The sequence below is a fragment of the Pseudarthrobacter phenanthrenivorans genome (genome assembly GCF_000813845.1).
In the GTDB taxonomy this organism is placed as follows: domain Bacteria; phylum Actinomycetota; class Actinomycetes; order Actinomycetales; family Micrococcaceae; genus Arthrobacter; species Arthrobacter phenanthrenivorans_B.
On record NZ_JWTB01000009.1, the window covers coordinates 47999 to 67031 of the forward strand.

At 65.9% G+C, this 19033-nt stretch carries 14 protein-coding genes and 1 pseudogene; 11 read left to right on the forward strand and 4 right to left on the reverse strand.

Features of this window, described 5'->3' with window-relative positions:
• The first annotated feature begins 22 nt into the window (after window positions 1-22).
• The gene (locus RM50_RS04835; RefSeq protein ID WP_043450552.1) at window positions 23-541 is read left to right on the forward strand and encodes a gamma carbonic anhydrase family protein; all 519 of its coding nucleotides are present in this window, start codon (window positions 23-25) and stop codon (window positions 539-541) included.
• Here the strand turns inward: RM50_RS04835 and RM50_RS04840 are convergent.
• Window positions 538-2274 (reverse strand): flavin monoamine oxidase family protein, encoded by a 1737-nt coding sequence (locus tag RM50_RS04840; RefSeq protein ID WP_205622224.1) that lies wholly within the window; start codon window positions 2272-2274, stop codon window positions 538-540. The two genes, RM50_RS04835 and RM50_RS04840, sit on opposite strands and share 4 nt — an antisense overlap.
• Window positions 2271-3701, reverse strand: coding sequence for an amino acid permease (locus RM50_RS04845; RefSeq protein ID WP_430929385.1), 1431 nt, complete (start codon window positions 3699-3701; stop codon window positions 2271-2273). Before RM50_RS04845 ends, RM50_RS04840 begins: the two co-directional genes overlap by 4 nt.
• 305 nt (window positions 3702-4006) lie before the next feature.
• On the opposite strand from RM50_RS04845, the gene RM50_RS04850 reads away from it, so the two are divergent.
• A complete protein-coding gene (locus tag RM50_RS04850) occupies window positions 4007-5617 on the forward strand; it encodes a PucR family transcriptional regulator (RefSeq protein ID WP_043450575.1) in 1611 nt (536 codons plus the stop codon).
• 6 nt (window positions 5618-5623) lie between these two features.
• Here RM50_RS04850 and RM50_RS04855 read toward each other — a convergent pair whose 3' ends face one another.
• The gene (locus RM50_RS04855) at window positions 5624-6496 is read right to left on the reverse strand and encodes a carbon-nitrogen hydrolase family protein (RefSeq protein ID WP_052259971.1); all 873 of its coding nucleotides are present in this window, start codon (window positions 6494-6496) and stop codon (window positions 5624-5626) included.
• A gap of 236 nt (window positions 6497-6732) precedes the next feature.
• On the opposite strand from RM50_RS04855, the gene RM50_RS04860 reads away from it, so the two are divergent.
• The 4 genes from RM50_RS04860 to RM50_RS04875 all read left to right on the forward strand — a co-directional run bounded on the left by RM50_RS04860 (window position 6733) and on the right by RM50_RS04875 (window position 12092).
• Complete coding sequence (locus RM50_RS04860) at window positions 6733-7923, forward strand: ROK family transcriptional regulator (RefSeq protein ID WP_043450553.1); 1191 nt, start codon at window positions 6733-6735, stop codon at window positions 7921-7923.
• 131 nt (window positions 7924-8054) lie between these two features.
• The gene (gene mmsA, locus RM50_RS04865) at window positions 8055-9614 is read left to right on the forward strand and encodes a multiple monosaccharide ABC transporter ATP-binding protein (RefSeq protein ID WP_043450555.1); all 1560 of its coding nucleotides are present in this window, start codon (window positions 8055-8057) and stop codon (window positions 9612-9614) included.
• A gap of 44 nt (window positions 9615-9658) precedes the next feature.
• Window positions 9659-10942, forward strand: coding sequence for a multiple monosaccharide ABC transporter permease (gene mmsB / locus RM50_RS04870; RefSeq protein ID WP_043450557.1), 1284 nt, complete (start codon window positions 9659-9661; stop codon window positions 10940-10942).
• 49 nt (window positions 10943-10991) lie between these two features.
• Window positions 10992-12092, forward strand: coding sequence for a substrate-binding domain-containing protein (locus RM50_RS04875; protein ID WP_043450559.1), 1101 nt, complete (start codon window positions 10992-10994; stop codon window positions 12090-12092).
• 76 nt (window positions 12093-12168) lie between these two features.
• Here RM50_RS04875 and RM50_RS04880 read toward each other — a convergent pair whose 3' ends face one another.
• Window positions 12169-13584: a pectate lyase family protein gene (locus tag RM50_RS04880; protein ID WP_240471864.1), complete on the reverse strand. Its 1416-nt coding sequence runs from the start codon at window positions 13582-13584 to the stop codon at window positions 12169-12171.
• 323 nt (window positions 13585-13907) lie between these two features.
• On the opposite strand from RM50_RS04880, the gene RM50_RS04885 reads away from it, so the two are divergent.
• The 5 genes and pseudogenes from RM50_RS04885 to RM50_RS04905 all read left to right on the forward strand — a co-directional run.
• Window positions 13908-15335 (forward strand): ABC transporter permease, encoded by a 1428-nt coding sequence (locus tag RM50_RS04885; RefSeq protein ID WP_043450562.1) that lies wholly within the window; start codon window positions 13908-13910, stop codon window positions 15333-15335.
• Window positions 15336-15337: 2 nt separating this feature from the next.
• Entirely contained in the window at window positions 15338-16045 is a 708-nt protein-coding gene (locus RM50_RS04890; RefSeq protein ID WP_043450564.1) for an ABC transporter ATP-binding protein, read from the forward strand.
• A gap of 129 nt (window positions 16046-16174) precedes the next feature.
• Window positions 16175-17245 (forward strand): Gfo/Idh/MocA family protein, encoded by a 1071-nt coding sequence (locus tag RM50_RS04895; protein ID WP_043450566.1) that lies wholly within the window; start codon window positions 16175-16177, stop codon window positions 17243-17245.
• Window positions 17246-17448: 203 nt separating this feature from the next.
• The gene (locus tag RM50_RS04900) at window positions 17449-18420 is read left to right on the forward strand and encodes a hypothetical protein (RefSeq protein ID WP_043450567.1); all 972 of its coding nucleotides are present in this window, start codon (window positions 17449-17451) and stop codon (window positions 18418-18420) included.
• An 88-nt stretch (window positions 18421-18508) separates the two neighbouring features.
• A pseudogene (locus tag RM50_RS04905) lies at window positions 18509-19033 on the forward strand (hypothetical protein); the annotation flags it as partial.

The window sequence follows — 19033 nt, forward strand, 5'->3', positions numbered from 1 at the left end:
AGGGGTGGCTTAGGGTGAACCCATGGCTCCTCTTTACCCTTTTGCCGGGAACTCCCCGGCCGTCCATGAAACAGCGTTTGTCGCACCCTCAGCGTCCATCATCGGGCAGGCAACCCTGGACCAGGAATCCAGCGCCTTCTACGGCGTCTCCGTCCGGGCCGACACCGCGGCCATCACGGTGGGCGCCGGAAGCAACCTGCAGGACAACGTGGTGCTGCACGCGGACCCCGGCTTCCCCTGCACGGTGGGCCGGGGTGTCAGCGTGGGGCACGCCGCCGTCGTGCATGGCTGCACAGTGGAGGACGACTGCCTGATCGGCATGGGCGCGACCGTCCTTAATGGGGCGGTGATCGGCGCCGGCTCGCTGGTGGCGGCCGGCGCCGTGGTGCTCGAGGGCACTGTGGTCCCGCCCCGCTCCCTGGTGGCGGGCGTGCCTGCCAAGGTGCGGCGCGAGCTCACCGAGGAGGAGTTCGACGGCGCCCGCGCCAACGCGGAGCGGTACGTGGAGCTCGCGGCGCAGCACCGCGGGCTCCACGCTTAGTCGAGGCTGACCGGGCCGAACTCGTCCAGGAGATCGCCGGGACCCGGGTTGCCAGGCGCGGATGAGCCGCCCAGGTGCTTCACCACGCCCCATACGGCGTTCAGGCCCGTCGTGACGGCGCCTTCGGCCCAGCCTGCGGTGAAGGAGACGTCGTCGCCGGCCAGGAAGATGCCGCGCTGGGACTCCGGGAGTTTGTCCTGCTTGAAGTGGCTGAACAGCCGCTGCTGGTAGCGGTAGTGCCCGGGCAGGTTGGCCTTGAAGGCGCCCATGAAGTTGGGGTCCGCCTCCCAGGACACCGTGATGGGCTGGCCCACGATGTGCCCGGCGATGTCCACGCCGGGATAGATCTGCTCGAGCGAGTGCAGCATCAGTTCCACGCGCTCGTCCGCGTCCAGGGCCAGCCATTTCAGCGCGTCGTCGTTCCAGGTGTAGGACAGCAGGATGACGGCGGGCTGGTCCGGGCCGTTGTCCAGCAGGTAGGTGGCGCGGTTGAGCCTGTCGGTCAGGGTCATGGAAAGGACCTCGTTGCCCGTTTCCGGATCGATGTCCTTCCAGAACGGGCGGTCCACCATGACGAAGGTCTTGGAGGACTGCATGTAGTGCGATTTCTCCATGGCGGTCCACAGCTCGGCCGGGAACAGCGCTTCCTCGGTGTGGATGCGGGTGGACAGCAGCCACGACTGGCACGTTGTCACCACGGCCGGGTAGCTGGCCTCGCGGCCCCACCGTTCACGGACCCGCAGGTTTCCGTCCGGGTCCCGGCTGATCTTTCCCACCGCGCCGCGGGGCGAGCCCGAGTGAAGCGAGGCCAGCGAGGTGCCGGCGGGCCAGTGGACCAGGTCCGACGGCGCGTGCTGCCACAGTGCCTCGGGCAGCCGCTGCGCTCCCCCGCGGATGAGCCGGTGCTGGTCGTCGGCGTCGGTGTAGACCACACGGAGGATTTCCAGGATCGAGTTGGGGAAGTCGGTGTCCCAGCCGCCGGTGCCGAACCCCACCTGGCCGAAGGCCTCCCGGTGGGCGAACCCTGCCTTCTTGAAGGAGTCGCTGGCAGCGATGAAGCCGTAGAACGTCTGCTCGTCCATAAGCGGCAGCAGTTCGTTCCACAGGTCCTTGATCCGGGCCATGTCCCGGGCACGGATGGCATCCTGCATCTCCACGAACTTGGCGCCGTCGTTGACCGCCGCCTTCCAGGCGTCGGCCACCTCGCGGAAGAACGGCGGAAGGTCGCTGGGCTTTTCCGCATAGTGCTTCTTCCCGGCCAGCTCGATCACCGTGCTGGAGGTGGCTTCGGCCAACGGGTTGGGGAAGTCCTGGGTCTCAAGCCCCAGCAGGTCCACGTAGTGGTAGAAGGCCTTGCCTGACACCGGGAACCGCATGCCGCCAAGATCGGCCACCACACCGGGGGCAGCGGGGAAGGCTGCGGTGCGGAGCCTGCCGCCGATCTGGTCCGCTTCATAGACCACGGGCCGCAGGCCGAGCTTCATCAGTTCGTAGGCAGTCACCAGGCCGGAAAGCCCGGCGCCGATAACGGCCACTTCCGTGCCGTGCAGCTCCGGCGGGACGGTTCCCAGTCCGTCCGGATGCGCCAGGTAATGGTCGTAGCTGAACGGGAAGTCGGGGTTCAGCATGGTGATGGGCGCAGCGTGTGCGCCGGCCTCCCGGCCGGAGGCTTCGACCGGCCGGGTGGAAGTGCTGGAGGGGTCAAAGGCAGGCAGTTCGGTGGCGGTGGTCATGAGAGTTCTGCTTTCACAGGTTCCTGGCTCGGGGCCTTGGCGGTCAGTTCACGGTAGTCGAGCTCGCTGAGAGCCGCTACCTTCGAGTTCCGGCGTCCATAGCCGAAGTAGATGGCGATCCCCACCAGCATCCAGGCACCAAACACAAGCCAGGTGTCGGCGCCGAGGTTCGCCATGAGGTAGGCGCACATCAGCGTCCCCAGCACGGGGGTGGCGGGGTACAGCGGCACCCGGAAGCTGCGCGTCAGGTCGGGGCGGTTGCGGCGCAGGTAGATGACCGCGACGTTGACCAGTGCGAAGGCAAAAAGGGTCCCGATGCTGGTGGCGTCGGCCAGGGCGCCGAGCGGGACCAGGCCTGCGGTCAGGGCGACGGCGATGCCCACCACAAGGGTGCCTGCGGCCGGGGTGCCGGTACGGGGTGAGACGCGGCTGAAGACCGCCGGCACCAGTCCGTCCCGGGACATCGACATGAGGATGCGGGTCTGCCCGTAAAGGACGGTGAGCACGATGCTGGCAATGGCGAGGACTGCGCCCACGGAGAAGACCAGGGCAATCCACGGCTGGTGCGTGGTCTCCTCGAGGATCTGGACCAGCGCGGCTTCGGTTCCGTCGAACCAGCCCCAGGGGCGGGCACCGATGGCAGCGACGGCCACCAGGACGTAGATGCTGGTCACGATCACCATGGACAGCAGGATGGCGCGGGGCAGGTCGCGCTTGGGGTTCCGGGCTTCCTCGCCGGCGGTGGACGCGGCATCGAACCCGATGTAGGAGAAGAACACCCTGGACGCGGCGGCGGATACGCCTGCGGCCCCCATGGGCATGAGCGGCTCGAAGTTTCCGGCGTTGAAGGCGGTAAAGGCCACGGCGCAGAAGAACAGCAGGATGCCTATTTTTACGACGACGATGGCCGTATTGATCCAGGCGCTCTCGCGGGCACCGCGGACCAGCAGGATGGTGGCGAGCACGACAATGGCCATCGCCGGTACGTTCACCAGGCCGCCGTCGCCCGGAGGCTGGGACATCGCGTCGGGAAGTACCTGCCCGAACGCGGCGAGCGTCTCGTTGACGTACTGGCCCGCGCCCACCGCCACGGCGGCCACAGAGACGGCGTATTCGAGGACGAGGCACCAGCCGCAGATCCAGGCCATGCCCTCGCCCATGGTGGCGTAGGAATAGGAGTAGCTCGAGCCCGCGGCAGGAACCAGTCCCGCCATTTCGGCGTACGACACCGCGGAGAGCAGCGCCGCCAGGCCGGCGATGACGAACGAAATCCAGATGGCAGGCCCGGCCAGCGGAACTGATTCGCCGAGGATCACCAGGATGCCCGTCCCCAGGGTGGCACCCACACTGATCATGGTCAGGTGCAGGACGCCGAAGCTGCGCACCAGGCGGGCACCGCCACCGGCGCCTTCGGCTTCGCTGACCATTTGTCCAATCGGCTTGCGCCGCAGCAGCTGCGCCCGGAGGCCGGGCCGTCCGATGCTTGGCGCAATGGGTTTTTCGGTGGTCACAGGCACAGTCACCGTTGACGTCCCTTCAGAGTAGTTGTCGGTTTCCCCTCACCAAGGGTGGCATGTGAGCCAACTCTCAACACGGTGCAAAATGACTTATAGTGATCCACCATGAGACTTTATGCACAATCGCAGCGGATCCGGCAAACCGGCAAGTGCTGCCGCCGGGCCGGGAGCCCTGCGTCCCGGCAGGCGGCAGCCGGTCCACGCCGGGCCCGGCCATGACGGCTGATGCCACGGAGTCCGGACGGCTGAGCTTCGTCACCCTCCAGCAGTTCCTCGACCAGCTGCCGCCCGTGCTGAAGACCCTTCACGACGGCGGCAGCGACGGCCGGCTCCTGCGCTGGGTTGAGCCCAGCGAACTGGAGGACCCCACTCCCTATCTGCCGGAGGGCGAGTTCCTGCTCACCGCGGGCCTCCCGTTCCTTGGCGCCGGCGGTTCGCCCGCCCACGTGGACGCCTACGTGCAGCGGCTGGTCCAGGCCAAGGTGGCGGCCCTGGGCTTCGGGGTCCGGCCCTACTTCGATGCCGTTCCCGACGTGGTTGTGGAGGCGTGCCGGCGGCACAACCTCACCTTGTTCGAGGTCCCGGAATCCCTTCCGTTCGCGGCGATCGGACTGCAGTTCTCACAGCTGCTGGAAACCGACAACGCCCGGGTCTTCCGGCAGTTGGCGGAGACCAACCGCCAACTCATGCGTGCCGTCCTCTCCCCCAAACCGGAGCACGAACTGCTGGCCGCACTGGTGCAGCGCGTTCCGGTCTGGGCCGTGATGGTGGGCGCGGACGGCCGGGTCCGGGCACGCGGTACCGGCGCCGGCGGCAGCACCGCCGTCGACCTGGCCATGCTGGCGCCCATGCTGGAACGGCTGCTGTCCGGCCACGGACCGCGCGTGGAAATGGACGGCTTTGACCAGCCCGGGTCCGCACTGGTGGTGGGCCACCCGCTGCGCAGCACCAGGGACGCAAACCTGGGAGCGCTGATCCTGGGCTCGGACGTCCCGCTGACGCCCGCGCAGAACAACGTGGTCCAGTCCGCCGTCGGACTCCTTGAGCTCTTGGTGCGGCAGCGCACCAGCGGGTCGCTGGCCCCCGGCCAGCTGGCAACGGCCGTGCTGCTGCACCCCGGGAGCCTCACCAACGGCGGCACCAAACATGTCAACGCCCTCAAGGACCTGCTGGCCCAAAGCCTGTCCTCCACCCGATCGGCACCCATGCGCGTGGTGCAGGGCATCAAGGTCGAGGCGCCGGAATGGCCCGCGGGGGAAAGCCCCGTCAGGGAACTGCTGCAGTGGCGGCGCATGTTCGACACCAAGCTGGTGGAGATCACGGACTACGGCTTCGCGGCCGTGACCCGGCTCAAGGTGGACGACGCCCTGCTGGCAGACGTCGAGAAGCTTGGCTGGCGCCTGGTGGTCGGCGAACCGACCGAGCTGGCCAGCCTTCCCGCCGCCTACCAGCGCGCCACGTCCCTGCGCGGCCAGGTTCAGAGGAGCGGACAAAGCGTCCGGGCAGAGGAGGTGCCATGGTCCGTGGCGGGCCTGTTGGGCCGTGAGGCCGGAACGCTTCTGGCGCAACGGCTCCTGCAGCCGGTCCTGGAGCTCGAACCGGAGCGGCGCGATCCCCTGCTGGCGGTCCTTCGGGGCTGGCTGGGCGAAAACGGCAGCTGGGACAGCTCGGCCAAACGCCTGGGCCTTCACCGGAACAGCGTGCGCCGGCAGATCGGCGTCCTCGGCGAACTCCTGCAGATGGACCTGAACCAGGCACAGGTGCGGGCCGAACTGTGGATTGCGCTCCACTACGCCGACGTGCTGACCGGCGGCGCACCGGCATAGCGGGGCCTAAGACGTGCTGTCCACCACCCGGCCCGGTGCCCCCGGCAGGCCTGCCTCCCATTCCCGGTAGAGGTCCGGCCGGCGCTCGCGCAGGTAAGGCACGTCCTTGCGTGCCCGCCGGACGCCGGCGGCGTCAAGCTTGGCGAACAGCAGGTCAGGATCCGTCCCGCCCTGGGCGAGGAGTCCGCCGTCGGGTCCTGCCACCACGCTTCCGCCGCCGAACGTGTAGACGTCCTCATGCCCGCAGTGGTTGGCATAGGCGATATTGAGCTGGCTCTCCAGCGCCCGCGCACGGACAAGCACCTGGGGTACGGCGTGGAAACCGGTGGACAGGGCGGTGGGCACCAGGAGCAGTTCCGCGCCCCGGGCCGCCGCTGCCCGGGCGGTCTCGGGAAACTCGATGTCGTAACAGATCAGCAGGGAAGTCCGGAGGCCCTGGAAATCCACGACGGCGGGAGGTTGCGCTGCTGCGATGAACGCCGCGCGTTCCTCGTCACCAAAGAGATGCACCTTGGCGTAGCTCAGAAGCTCTGCGCCGGAGGCATCCACCAGGCTTGCCGATATATGCCATGCCGGCTCGCCGCCCGCCTCATCCTTGCCGGCGCTGCGGGCCGCGCCGGTAAGGGCCGGCAGGCTGTACACGAGCGCGATGCCGTTCCGGCGGGCGATGCCGGCGAGGTGTTCGCGGATACCGGGAAGCCGGGCCGGGTCCAATTCGGCCCGCAGCCTGGCCGGGGCATACCCGCAAGGAAACAGTTCGGGGGTGAGGAGTACGTTGGCACCTTCCTGCGCAGCCCGGCGCGCGGCATCATCCATTGTCCGGAGATTGGCCTCGACGTCCAGGACCACGGCGTTCGCCTGCAGGACGGACAGCAGCATCGTTACCACCTTCTGTTGGCCGGTCCGCGGAACGGGCGCACCGGAGCGTTCTCACTTCCAGCGTAGTCAGCACTCCGGCAGGCCTCCGGGTCTTTTGGACCCGGCAACCCTCCGGCCGGGTCGGAATGCACGGCGCGGTCCGGTATGCCCGTCTCCACGTTCAGTGAATGTCCATCCATTCGCCTAATGCGTTAACTTCTTGACTACAAGAGCAGCGATAGGGCAATCTTCTTAGCATGTCCCCAACCCCGCGCTCAACGAGGAGCAAACCCAAGAATCCGGGCTCCCAGTCCGCCCTCCGGCAACTGAACCAGCAGCGGATCATCGAGACTTTGATGGGCGGCCCGTCGACGCAGGCGGAGCTCGCCCGGCAGACGGGACTGTCCACCGCCACCGTCTCGAACATCGTCAAGATCATGCTCGATTCCGGTCTGGCGTCAACAGAGCCCATCACCAGTTCGGGGCGACGGGCCCTGAACGTCAGGCTGAACAGCAACGGGGCCGTGGCAGTCGGGATCGACTTCGGCCGGCGGCACCTGCGGGTGGTCCTCGCCTCATTGAGCTACCACGTCATTGCGGAGGAGTCGGTAATGCTCCCCCTGGGCCACCAGGCGGACGACGGCATCCAGGCCGCCGTGGCCCTGCTGGAGAAGCTGCTGCGGGAAAGCGGGGTGGAACGCTCCTCCGTCGTCGGGGCCGGCGTCGGCATTCCGGGGCCCATCGACCGGCGGACGGGAACGGTCGCCCAAGGCGCCATCCTCCCGGAGTGGGTAGGCATCAACATCCTTCAGCACCTTGAGGAAACCTTGAGAATCCCCGTGTTTGTTGACAACGACGCCAACCTGGGCGCCTGGTCGGAGGTGACCTGGGGGCAGCATTCGGGGGTCAGCAACCTGCTGTTCCTGAAGATCGGATCGGGCATCGGCGCCGGCCTGATCCTCAACGGCGCCCCCTATTACGGCAACGTTGGCATCACCGGCGAGATCGGGCATGCCACCATCCACGAACAGGGCCTGGTGTGCCGCTGCGGCAACCGCGGATGCCTCGAAACCATCGCCTCAACCACCACCATGATCGAACTCCTCAGCCGCGGCGAGGACCGCCCCATGACCCCCGCCGATATCGTCCGCAAGGCGTTGAACCGGGATTCAGCCACGCTGCGCGTGGTGGACGACGCCGGCCTTGCGGTAGGGCGTGCGCTGGGCAATGTAGCCAACCTGATCAATCCAGAGGTGATCGTGGTTGGCGGCCCTCTGGCAGGGCTGGGAAACATCCTGCTGGACCCCATCCGGAGGGGTTTGATCCGGCATGCGGTGCCCGTGATCGGCGAGACCACAACCCTTGCCATGTCCTCGCTGGGCGACCGCGCGGAGGCCCTCGGAGCAGCCGCGCTGGTCTTCCAGCACGCGGGAATCCGCAAGCCGTAGACCAATTCGTTACCCGGCAATTGCGTTAAAGACTTGACGACAACAGCTGTGATCCAGTTTACTTTTGGTTCAGACGGCCCTGCGCTTTGCCGGCCGGACAAAGAAGTCATTGCATTGGAGGGTTAGGGCTCATGACGTCCCAGACCACGCAAACGGACCCGGTCATCCTTGAGATGCGGTCCATCACCAAGGAATTCCCCGGCGTTAAGGCCTTGTCGAACGTAAGCCTTCGGGTGAAGGCGGGCGAGATCCATGCGATCTGCGGCGAAAATGGCGCCGGCAAGTCCACCCTCATGAAGGTCCTGTCGGGCGTGTACCCCTACGGAAGCTACGACGGCGACATCGTCTACCAGGGGCAGGTCCAGCAGTTCAAGGACATCCGGGCCAGCGAGCACGCCGGCATCGTGATCATCCACCAGGAACTGGCCCTGATCCCCGAACTGTCCATCATGGAAAACATCTTCCTGGGCAATGAACCCACCAAGCGGGGCGTCATCGACTGGGCCGAGGCCCGGCTGCGTTCCCTGGACCTGCTGGCACGCGTGGGGCTCCGCGACGATCCGGACACCCCCATCAAGGAAATCGGCGTCGGCAAGCAGCAGCTGGTGGAAATCGCCAAGGCGCTGAACAAGTCCGTGAAGATCCTCATCCTGGACGAGCCCACCGCCGCGCTGAACGAGTCCGACTCCCAGCACCTGCTGGACCTGATGCTCGGCCTGAAGGCCAAGGGCATCACCTGCATCATCATTTCCCACAAGCTCAACGAGATCGAGCAGATCGCCGATTCCATCACCATCATCCGCGACGGCAAGTCCATCGAGACCCTGGACGTCAAGAAGGACGGCGTGGACGAGGACCGGATCATCAAGGGCATGGTGGGCCGCACCCTGGAGTCCCGTTTCCCCGACCACACCCCCAAAATCGGCGAGGTGTTCTTCGAGGTCAAGAACTGGACCGTGGGCCACCCGAACATCCCGGACCGGCTGGTCTGCAAGAACTCCAGCTTTTACGTCCGCCGCGGCGAGATCGTCGGTTTCGCCGGCCTCATGGGCGCCGGCCGCACCGAGCTGGCCCGCTCCGTCTTCGGCCGCTCATACGGGCGGTTCATTGACGGGCACATCTACAAGGACGGCAAGGAAGTGGTCCTCAAAAACGTCCGCCATGCCATCGACGCCGGATTGGGCTACGTGACGGAGGACCGCAAGTCGCTCGGCCTGAACCTGCTCGATGACATCAAGACCACCACGGTCTCGGCAGCCCTGAAGAAGATCAGCCGCAACTCCGTAGTTGACCCCAACCAGGAGTTCACGGTGGCTGAGCAGTACCGCAAGTCGCTGCGCACCAAGACGCCGTCCGTCGAGGAAGGGGTGGCCAAGCTCTCCGGCGGCAACCAGCAGAAGGTGGTCCTGGCCAAATGGATGTTCACCGACCCGGACCTGCTGATCCTGGATGAGCCCACCAGAGGCATCGACGTCGGAGCCAAGTACGAGATCTACGGCATCATCCAGCAGCTGGCCAACCAGGGCAAGGGAGTCATTGTTATTTCCTCCGAGTTGCCTGAGCTCCTGGGACTGTCCGACCGCATCTACACCATCTTCGAAGGCGCCATCACCGGTGTCCTGACCAAAGAAGAGGCCAGCCAGGAAAGCCTGATGAAGCTGATGACCTCCGCCACCCGAAAAGCCGCCTGACCCTCTGGCCCATCCAGAACCTTCCGGACACAAGGACTGACACCATGAACGCCCTCAAAAAGCTGTTTGGCGGAAACACCCGCCAATTCGGCATGATCTTCGCCCTCGTGGCCCTGATCATTTTCTTCCAGTTCGCCACCGAAGGCCGGACCCTTACCCCCGGCAACGTCATCAACCTCTTCAACGGCAACTCCTACATCCTGATCCTGGCCATCGGCATGGTGCTGGTGATCATCGCAGGCCACATCGACCTCTCGGTCGGTTCGGTCGCCGCATTCGTCGGGGTTACCGTCGCCCTTGCCATCCGCGACTGGGGCATCCCCTGGTGGGCCGGTGTCCTGCTGGGACTGGTCCTGGGCGCGGTCATCGGCGCCTGGCAAGGCTGGTGGACCGCTTATGTGGGCATCCCTGCCTTCATCGTGACCCTGGCCGGCATGCTCCTCTTCCGCGGATTCAACCAGTTCGTCGGCAAGTCCAACACAATCCCCGTGCCCAGCGACTTCCAGTACCTCGGCTCCGGTTACCTTCCCGAGGTCGGACCGAACACCGGCTACAACAACCTGACGCTGCTGCTGGGCATCGCCATCGCGGTCTTCGTCGTTGTGGGCGAGCTGCGCTCACGGGCCCGTGCCAAGGCGCTGGGCGCCGAGGTACCGGAAATGTGGGTCACCGTGCTGAAGCTGGTCCTCATCTGCGCCGCCATCCTCTATGCCACGTACCTCTTCGCCACCGGCCGTCCGGGCACCTCCTTCCCGATCCCGGGCCTGATCCTGGCTGTCCTGGTCCTCATCTACGGCTTCATCTCCTCCCGCACCATCCTGGGCCGCCACGTCTACGCCGTGGGTGGCAACCGGCACGCTGCCGAGCTGTCCGGTGTCCAGTCGAAGAAGGTCAACTTCCTGGTCATGATGAACATGTCCATCCTGGCCGGCCTTGCGGGCATGATCTTCGTGGGCCGCTCCACCGCCTCGGGTCCGTTCGACGGCGTCGGCTGGGAACTTGACGCGATCGCCGCAGTCTTCATTGGCGGCGCGGCAGTGACAGGCGGCGTGGGCACCGTCGTCGGCTCCATCATCGGTGGCCTGGTGATGGCGGTACTCAACAACGGCCTGCAGCTCCTGGGCGTCGGCGCCGACCTGACCCAGATCATCAAGGGCCTGGTCCTGCTGATCGCGGTCGCCTTCGACGTCTACAACAAGTCCCAGGGCAAGCGCTCGATCATCGGCATGCTGACCCGGAACATGAACCGTCCCACTGCGGGTCCCAGCAACCCCATCCAGCCCGACGAAACCACCTCCACCAAGGAAGCGATCGCCAGGGAAGCCTGAAGTTTGCAGCCTGAATACTGTTCCATCACACAAAGAAAGAGAACCAACAATGCGAATGTTTGGTAAAGCAGGAAAGGCCGCAGCGGTTGCTGCCATCGCAGCACTGGCGCTGACGGGCTGTGGCCGCTCGGACAGCGGCAGCTCGGGCGGAGCCAGCGGAGGGGCCGGAGGATTCGACCAGAACTCCTCCATCGGTGTCGCCCTTCCGCAGAAGACCAGTGAGAACTGGGTCCTGGCCGAGAAGCTCTTCAACGACGGGCTCAACGGTGCCGGGTTCAAGGCTGACGTCCAGTTCGCCAACGGCGGCGTGTCGGAGCAGCAGAACCAGATCAGTGCCATGGTCACCAAGGGTGCCAAGGTCATCATCGTGGGCGCCATCGACGGTTCCCAGCTGGGTACCCAGCTCAAGCAGGCCAAGGACGCCGGCGCCACCGTCATCGCCTACGACCGGCTTCTGCTGAACACGGACAACGTCGACTACTACGTGGCCTACGACAACTTCAAGGTCGGTGTCCTTCAGGGCCAGGCCCTGCTGGACGGGCTCAAGGCCAAGAAGCCGTCCGGCCCGTACAACATCGAACTGTTCGCCGGTTCCCCTGACGATGCCAACGCCAAGGTCTTCTTCAACGGCGCCATGAGCGTCCTGAAGCCCAAGATCGATGACGGCACCCTCAAGGTCGTGTCGGGCCAGAGCAGTTTCGAGCAGGCCGTGACCCAGGGCTGGAAGGCTGAAAACGCCCAGCGCCGCATGGACACGCTGCTCAGCGGCAACTACACGTCCGCGAACCTGGATGGCGTTCTGTCCCCCAACGACACCCTGGCCCGCGCGGTACTGACCTCCGTCAAGGCCGCCGGCAAGCCGATCCCGGTCGTCACCGGACAGGACTCAGAGGTTGAGTCGGTCAAGTCGATCATGGCGGGCGAGCAGTACTCCACCATTAACAAGGACACCCGCAAGCTCGTCGAGCACGCCATCACCATGGTGAAGGATCTGCAGGCCGGCAAGAAGCCTGAGGTCAACGACGACAAGTCCTACAACAACGGCAACAAGGTTGTTCCCGCCTACCTGCTGGAGCCGGTCATCGTGACCTCCGCCAACGTCAAGACGGCCTACACGGACGATCCGGTACTCGGCCCGATCACCAAGTAGCACCTTCCCTTACAGAACAGCCCGGTCCCCTCATGGGGTCCGGGCTGTTCCCTTTAAGCGGGCTTTCCTGCTCCTGTTACTGCTTCACGGTCAGTACTCCCGGCCCGGTGAACTGCACGGCATGGTTCTTGACCGCCTGCGGCGTGGTGAACGCTTTGTAGCCGTAGACATCCGCCGGGTTCCAGCCCACGTCCGTAGTGAATTCCCAGCCCGTCCAGTCGGGAGCGGGCGAGCCGCTTGCCGCGGCTTCGGCGAGCGCCGTTTCCCGGTGCTGTTCGAAGGAGGCCCTGGCGATCGCATCGAGGTCCGCCGGCTGGCCGTTGAACCAGGAGCCCGTGTCGCTGAAGCGATGGCCGTTGTAACTGCTGACCATGATCGACGGGTCGGCGCCGGGCCCGGTCAATTCGAAGGCATTGCGTTCGGAGAAGATCCGGGACTCGTAGCCGGCTCCCAGGAAGTAGCTGCTCCCGCCCTGGGCTTCGCTGGTGAGCGGGTAGTAGGGATCATCGGTGCTCCCCGTGAAGTAGTTGTTAACCACGTGCACCTGGCCGAACCGGACGCGGGGCGCACGTTGCTGCAGGTTTTCGAAGTAGTTGCCGATGTAGCTAACCCGCAGCTTGCCACCATCCTTGTCCACGTGTTCATCGCCGGAACCAAGCAGCATGGTCTTGTCATGGTTGGAAAGCCTGCTGTTGGAAATCGTCACGAAATCCGTGCCGTCCTTGAGGTCCAACAGGCCGTCGTGCCGGTTGGCCGGTTTGCCGTTGGGACCCAGCGGCGCCTCACTGTCCGGGAAGCGGCCATCGGACAGACGCACGTGGTCGATCCAGAGATGGTCGGACGTAACAGAGGAAACAGCATCGAACCGTGCGTTCCAAGCACCGTTTCCATCGTCGGGTGACCAAGTCGTGAAGTAGTCGACCGGAGCCTCAACGCTCAGGTTCCGGAGCACGACGTTCGTGGCGCTTAGGATCACGATATTGGCGCCCACGAAGCCTGAGTCCGGGCCCAGCCCGATCACGGTGGTGTTGCTGGGGATGCTGACCTCGATCTGTCGCTTCATGTTGTTGCTTCCGGTCTGCCGCAACTGCCGCTGCTTCTTGCAGTAGTCGAAGGTCTGGTCGCTCCACACCTTGCCGTCCGGACCGAAGCAGGAGATGTACTTGGCAATGTCGTAGCCTGCTGCGTAGTCCTGCTCGCCGAGGATGCGCCCGTCCAGTGCCTGGTTTCCGTCGATGGTTCCCTTGACGTAGATGACCTTGGGTGCAGTGGGCTGGCCGTTATTGGCCAGGGCCGCTTTCAGTTCACTGAGCGTGCCTACCTCGTAGCGGCTTCCGGCGGGTGCGCCGGCGCCGCCGTCTGTGCCGCGTCCGACGGCGGCCCAGCCGGTAGGTGCCGGGTCGTCGGCTTTGATGACCCCACCTCCCGTCGGGGCAGGGCTGGCCGGGGCCGGAGCCGCCAAAACAAGCCCGGCGGCGAGAGCAGTGGCCACGGAGACTGCGATCGCACCACTGCGGCGCAATCGTCGGTTTGCAGGTGATGGTGCGGGAGACTTCGTTTCGGACTTCATCGGCCTAATTTCCGGCATGCCAAACAGACCACATGCCTTGGTATGTGCTGGATCGGTTGGAAAACTGCGATCGCTCAGAAAACGCTTTCCCGAGCTGACGGTTCATTTTTACGTGGCTCATGACAAACCTGTCAAGAGTCCTTCACAGGACAAACACAGGTACGGCCGGATCACTGCACAGGATCTCCGGCGAAGGTTGATCCGAAGCCGGCCCTCCGCGCCGGCACCTGAGTCTTAGGAGTAACGTGAGCGTCCTTGCCCGGAGTGTAGGTAACGCCTTCAGAAACAAGGTCCGCACCGCAGCGGTTGTCGCGGTGCTGGCCGTCGCCATTGGCCTAGCATTGGCGATGCTCGTGGCCAACCAGGCGGTGGGGGCCAAAGTCCAGGAGCTGAATGCCTCCGTGGGCACCGTCCTGACCGTCAACCCCGCTGGTGGGCAGGGTTTCGAAGGCGGTGGCGAGCCCCTCACGGCGGACCAGGCAGCCACGGCTGCCGGCGTGCCCAACGTCAGTGCCGTCGTCGGGACCTCATCCCTGCGGCTCCGCAATGCGGCTGAACAAGCGGCGCAGGCGGCGGCCGGCCAGGCAGGCCAGGCAGGACAGGGTGGACCCGGAGGCCAGTCCGCAACCACCCTGACCACCAGCCTCACCGCGGCTGTGGAAGCCGGCACCCTGGGCAACCGCAACCAGCAGGCCAATGGCACCGCCGGTACCTCCGGCAGCACCGGAACCACGCAGCGCGTCAGATCGCTCCCCATCACCGCCACCGGTGTTGGCGCCGAAGTGGACACCACGGGCAAGGCCCTGAACATCACCCGGGGCTCCGGGCTCGGCGACTACACCGCTGCATCCACCGGCGCCCTGCTGGGCACGACCCTTGCCGAAAAGAACAACCTCACGATCGGGTCCGCCTTCACCATCAACGATCAGACCTACACCGTCTCCGGTTTGTTCGACGCCGGCACCGCCTTTGGCAACAACGCGCTCTACGTCACGCTCCCCACCGCCCAGGCCCTCGCCGGAACACCGGGTGAGCTGTCCAGCATGATCGTCACGGTCAACTCCATGGACAACGTCGCCACCACCAAGACTGCCCTCCAGTCGGCGCTCGGCACCGACAAGGCCGACGTCACCCAGGGACAGAACCTGCAGACGGCGGTCAGCTCCCTGGACAGCGTCAAGAACATCTCCTTCATCGCCTTCATCGCAGCCCTTGGAACAGCCGGCCTGATCATCCTGCTGATCATGGTGATGCTGGTCCGCGAGCGCCGCCGCGAGATCGGGGTCCTGAAGGCGATCGGCGCACCCAACCGCACCATCGGCCTGCAGTTCGTCCTCGAGGCCCTGGTCCTGGCGGCCCTGGGCAGCGCGGTGGGCGCCGCCATTGCGTCCTTTGCCAGCGGCAGCATCGCCTCCGCCCTGATCAGCAGCAACACCACCACGACACCCACCGCAGGGCGGGGCGTCCCGGGTGCCGGCGGAGGATTCCCCGGCGGGCAGGGCGGACCCTTCGGCGGCGCCTCCCAGTTGCTGAATTCCGTCACGGCAAGCGCCTCCCCCGGCGTGATCGCCGGAGGCATCGCCGCTTTCTTTGGCGTTGCCATCATCGGAGCCCTGGTTCCCGCGCTGCTCACAGCGCGTATCCGTCCCATCGAAGTCCTGCGAGGAGAATAGCCATGATTGAAGTAAAGAATTTGGTCCGCACCTTCAACTCCGGTGACCGCACCATCAAGCCCGTCAACGATGTCAGTTTCACCCTGGAGCAGGGCACGCTGGCCTCCATTGTGGGAAAGAGCGGCAGCGGCAAGAGCACGCTACTGTCCCTGCTGGGCGCCCTGGACAAGCCCACGAGCGGCGACGTCGGGGTGGATGGGGTCAGCCTGGCCAGTCTTCCGGACGGCAGGCTGACGGAGTACCGCCGCCGGGACATCGGTTTCGTGTTCCAGCAGTTCAACCTGATCCCCAACCTCTCCGCCGTGGACAACGTCATGCTGCCCATGGAGTTCGCCGGGGTCCGCAAGGCCGCCCGGCTGCAGCGCGCCAAGGACCTGCTGGAACAGGTCCAGCTTGATCCGTCCAAGCACGACCGGCGGATCAACAGGCTCTCCGGCGGCGAGCAGCAGCGCGTTGCCATTGCACGGGCCCTGGCCAACGAGCCCAAGCTCATCCTGGCCGACGAGCCCACCGGCAACCTGGACGAGCAGACGGGCGACCACATTATCGAGCTCCTGAGCTCCCTGAGCCGGGACCACAACACCACCATCCTCGTGGTCACCCATGACAGGGTCCTTGCCAACAAGACAGACCGCCGCTTCCGCCTTCAGCAGGGGAAACTGACCGAAGAACCGGTCCGGAGCCGAAACACCGTGGCGGCCACGGCCTGACGCAGCGGGTCCTTCGGCGGGGGAAGCGCACAGCGGCTCCTCCCGCCGTCGGCCTCTTCCCCTTACCCCACACCACCCGGGGTGCGCAGTTCACGGCCGCCCCTGCGGGGCTGTGACAGGATTGCTGCTATGACTGCCCCCATCGCCACGCCATGGCTGTCCAGCCAGCCCAACCAGGACCCCCGGTCCGCCACCGGAGCTCCCTTGCGTTGGGGAATCATCGCAACAGGCAGCATCGCCCGGGCCGTCTCGCAGGATCTCGCGCTGCTTGACGACGCCGATCTGTACGCGGTCAGTTCCAGGACCCAGGACACGGCGGACGCGTTCGCCGTCGCCTACGACTTTGCCAAGGCCTATGGGGACGACGGCGGGGTGCCCGGCTACCAGCGGCTGCTCGCCGACGACGCCGTGGATGTTGTCTACGTCGCCACACCGCACGCCCAGCACCACGAAATCGTCCTGGCCGCCCTCAATGCTGGCAAGCACGTGCTCTGCGAGAAGGCGTTCACCATCAATGCCCGGGAGGCAGCGGAGCTCATCGAGCTTGCGCGCAGCAAAAAGCTGTTCCTGATGGAGGCTGTGTGGAGCCGCTTCCTGCCGTCCATGCAGCGCGCATTCCAGATCGCAGCCTCCGGTGAACTGGGCGACATCCACTGGATCACCGCAGACCTCGGATTCCCGGCGCCGTACTCCCCCACGGCCAGGCTGTGGGCCCGGAAGGATGGTGGAGGGGCCTTGCTGGACCTGTCCGTTTACCCGCTCCTCTGGGCGCTCGGGACACTCGGGTTCCCGCAGACCGTGAGCGCCACCGGCTTTGTCAATGACGACGGCGTGGATGCGCAGAATGCCATGACGCTCGGCTACGGCCATGCCGCCCAGGTCCAGCTGACGTCATCGCTCCTGGCCCACGGTCCGCGCACCGCCACCGTGTCCGGAAGCCTGGGTTTCCTGCAGAGTATCGGCTCCATCAACAACCCGCGGGAGCTGGTCATCGCCACGGGCTGGGACGAGCGCCGGACGGAAACGTTCGACGTGGTGGGCAAAGGTTACGCGTATGAGCTGCGGGAAGTGACGCGCTGTGTGCAGCAGGGCCTGACCGAAAGCCCTGTCATGCCGCTGGAGGATACCTTGAACACCATGCGCCTTTTCGACGGGGTGCGCGCCCAGCTTGGCGTGAGCTACCCCAACGACAGCCATTAGCGGAGGCTAAGGGAAGGACGACGGCGGCGGCGCGGCTTTAATCAGGGTGGTCACGCATGTGACTGGCCGCCGTACACAGTGACAGCTACGGCACGGGTGCCGTCAATTTGTAAAATCCTTTGAGCGAACTCTGGACTTCCGGTAAGAATCGGTTTTACCCTTTAGACAGCATCGATTGCGCCGGTCACTGGGGGGTGGTACGCATGGCTCGACTAAGTTCGCCGTGGAGTGCCCTGCGCCCAGTGCTCCTTGCCGGCGCCGCGGCCGTCACCTGGCTCACGCTTTCGTCGACCGCAGCTTCCGCCGATGCGGGCCATGACTCCTCCTCACTTCTGGGCAGTGTCGCCAATCCCGTTTCGACGCTGTCGCAAAACGTTGTGGAGGCCATCTCCCCGGTGCCAACCGGATCCTCCACCGATCCTGCGGCAGCACCCGGGCTGGCACAGCCCGTGGCAGCCCAGGTTTCCGGGCTGGCGGACGGTCTTATCGCTTCGGTTCCCGTCGTGGGCCAGGTTGTTCCGGTTGAAACTGTTTCCACGGTCACCGCTCCCCTCGCCGAACTCGCCGACGAGGTGACCATCGGGCTCGTGGACGCTGTTGCCGAACCGGCAGCCGAGGCGTTGCCGGTCCTGGAACCGGTTCTTCAGCCGGTATCGGATGTCTTGACAGGCACTGACCAACTGCCCGTTCCGCTTCCCGGAGTGCCGGTCGCGACCGCGCCGGCGGAAGTTCCCGTCGCGGCTTTGCCAGTTTCCGCAGAGGCCGCTCCCGCGGCTCCTGCACTGGACCGGACGGCCGTGCCAACGGCCTCGGAAGCGGATCAGGCTGCAGCGCCTGCCGGGGCAACCGAACGTATCGGCTCCGGCTTGGCAGTCCTGCCCAGTGCGCCTCTTGCAGTCACGGCCGGGGTACGGTCAGCCGTCGCCGAAACCTCAGGCTCTGTTTCAGAAGAACCTGTTGGTCCTGCCGACCCTGCACCGCTGCCTGCCCAGGCCCCTCCGGCCCCGGCCTCCGGCACAGGCGCCGGTGGATCCTCGAGCGGGTCCTCCGGTGCGCCGGCCTGGCTCAGCCCGTTTGACTTTGGTCTTGAACGTCCCGGCACTCTGCCAGCCGCGGACCCCTCTGAGCATGCTCCTGCGCCGGTGTCTTTCGATCCCGGTTCTTCTCCCGATTAGTTGAAGCCCCCTGCCCTTCCCGGGGCAGCACGTGGCTCTACGGGCAGCTGACCAGCGCCCGCACAATTCAACTTTCAGGAGAATCATCATGAACTGCACCCTTCGCAGGGGGCTGCTCAGCACCCTCTTTGCCGGTGGCCTTCTGGCCTTCGGCACCGCTGCCGCCAATGCAGCGGATACCACCAGCGGGACGGACCTTTCCGCCTCCGCCCTCATCTCGGCGGCGGCACCCGCTGACTCGATGTCGTTGGGCCTGCTGGGTGACCCAACGCCGGCAAGCTCAACGGATGTCGCCGCCGCAGTGGACGTGAACCTCGGCCTCGGCACCGTCACCGACGGCACCGGGACAGGGACCGCAGTCACGGACGGCACGACGGCGGACCTCGCCGTGGATGCAGCCGTGACTCTCGGGCTGGGCGGCACCACCGCAGACCCGACGGCCGCCGACCTGGCAGCCGCCGCGGACATCAACCTCGGCCTCGGCACCGTCACCGACGGCACCACAGGCACCGCAGTCACGGACGGCACGACGGCCGACCTCGCCGCGGATGCAGCCGTGAACCTTGGCCTGGGCGGCACCACCACAGACCCAACGGCCGCCGACCTGGCAGCC

What these genes read in the sequence shown, in the direction of transcription:
- RM50_RS04875 (WP_043450559.1), top strand. Translation starts at nt 10,992, where the DNA reads ATGCGAATGTTTGGTAAAGCAGGAAAGGCCGCAGCGGTTGCTGCCATC.
- RM50_RS04895 (WP_043450566.1), top strand. Translation starts at nt 16,175, where the DNA reads ATGACTGCCCCCATCGCCACGCCATGGCTGTCCAGCCAGCCCAACCAG.
- RM50_RS04860 (WP_043450553.1), top strand. Translation starts at nt 6,733, where the DNA reads ATGTCCCCAACCCCGCGCTCAACGAGGAGCAAACCCAAGAATCCGGGC.
- RM50_RS04900 (WP_043450567.1), top strand. Translation starts at nt 17,449, where the DNA reads ATGGCTCGACTAAGTTCGCCGTGGAGTGCCCTGCGCCCAGTGCTCCTT.
- RM50_RS04890 (WP_043450564.1), top strand. Translation starts at nt 15,338, where the DNA reads ATGATTGAAGTAAAGAATTTGGTCCGCACCTTCAACTCCGGTGACCGC.
- RM50_RS04835 (WP_043450552.1), top strand. Translation starts at nt 23, where the DNA reads ATGGCTCCTCTTTACCCTTTTGCCGGGAACTCCCCGGCCGTCCATGAA.
- RM50_RS04840 (WP_205622224.1), bottom strand. Translation starts at nt 2,274, where the DNA reads ATGACCACCGCCACCGAACTGCCTGCCTTTGACCCCTCCAGCACTTCC.
- mmsB (WP_043450557.1), top strand. Translation starts at nt 9,659, where the DNA reads ATGAACGCCCTCAAAAAGCTGTTTGGCGGAAACACCCGCCAATTCGGC.
- RM50_RS04845 (WP_430929385.1), bottom strand. Translation starts at nt 3,701, where the DNA reads ATGGTCAGCGAAGCCGAAGGCGCCGGTGGCGGTGCCCGCCTGGTGCGC.
- mmsA (WP_043450555.1), top strand. Translation starts at nt 8,055, where the DNA reads ATGACGTCCCAGACCACGCAAACGGACCCGGTCATCCTTGAGATGCGG.
- RM50_RS04850 (WP_043450575.1), top strand. Translation starts at nt 4,007, where the DNA reads ATGACGGCTGATGCCACGGAGTCCGGACGGCTGAGCTTCGTCACCCTC.
- RM50_RS04855 (WP_052259971.1), bottom strand. Translation starts at nt 6,496, where the DNA reads ATGCTGCTGTCCGTCCTGCAGGCGAACGCCGTGGTCCTGGACGTCGAG.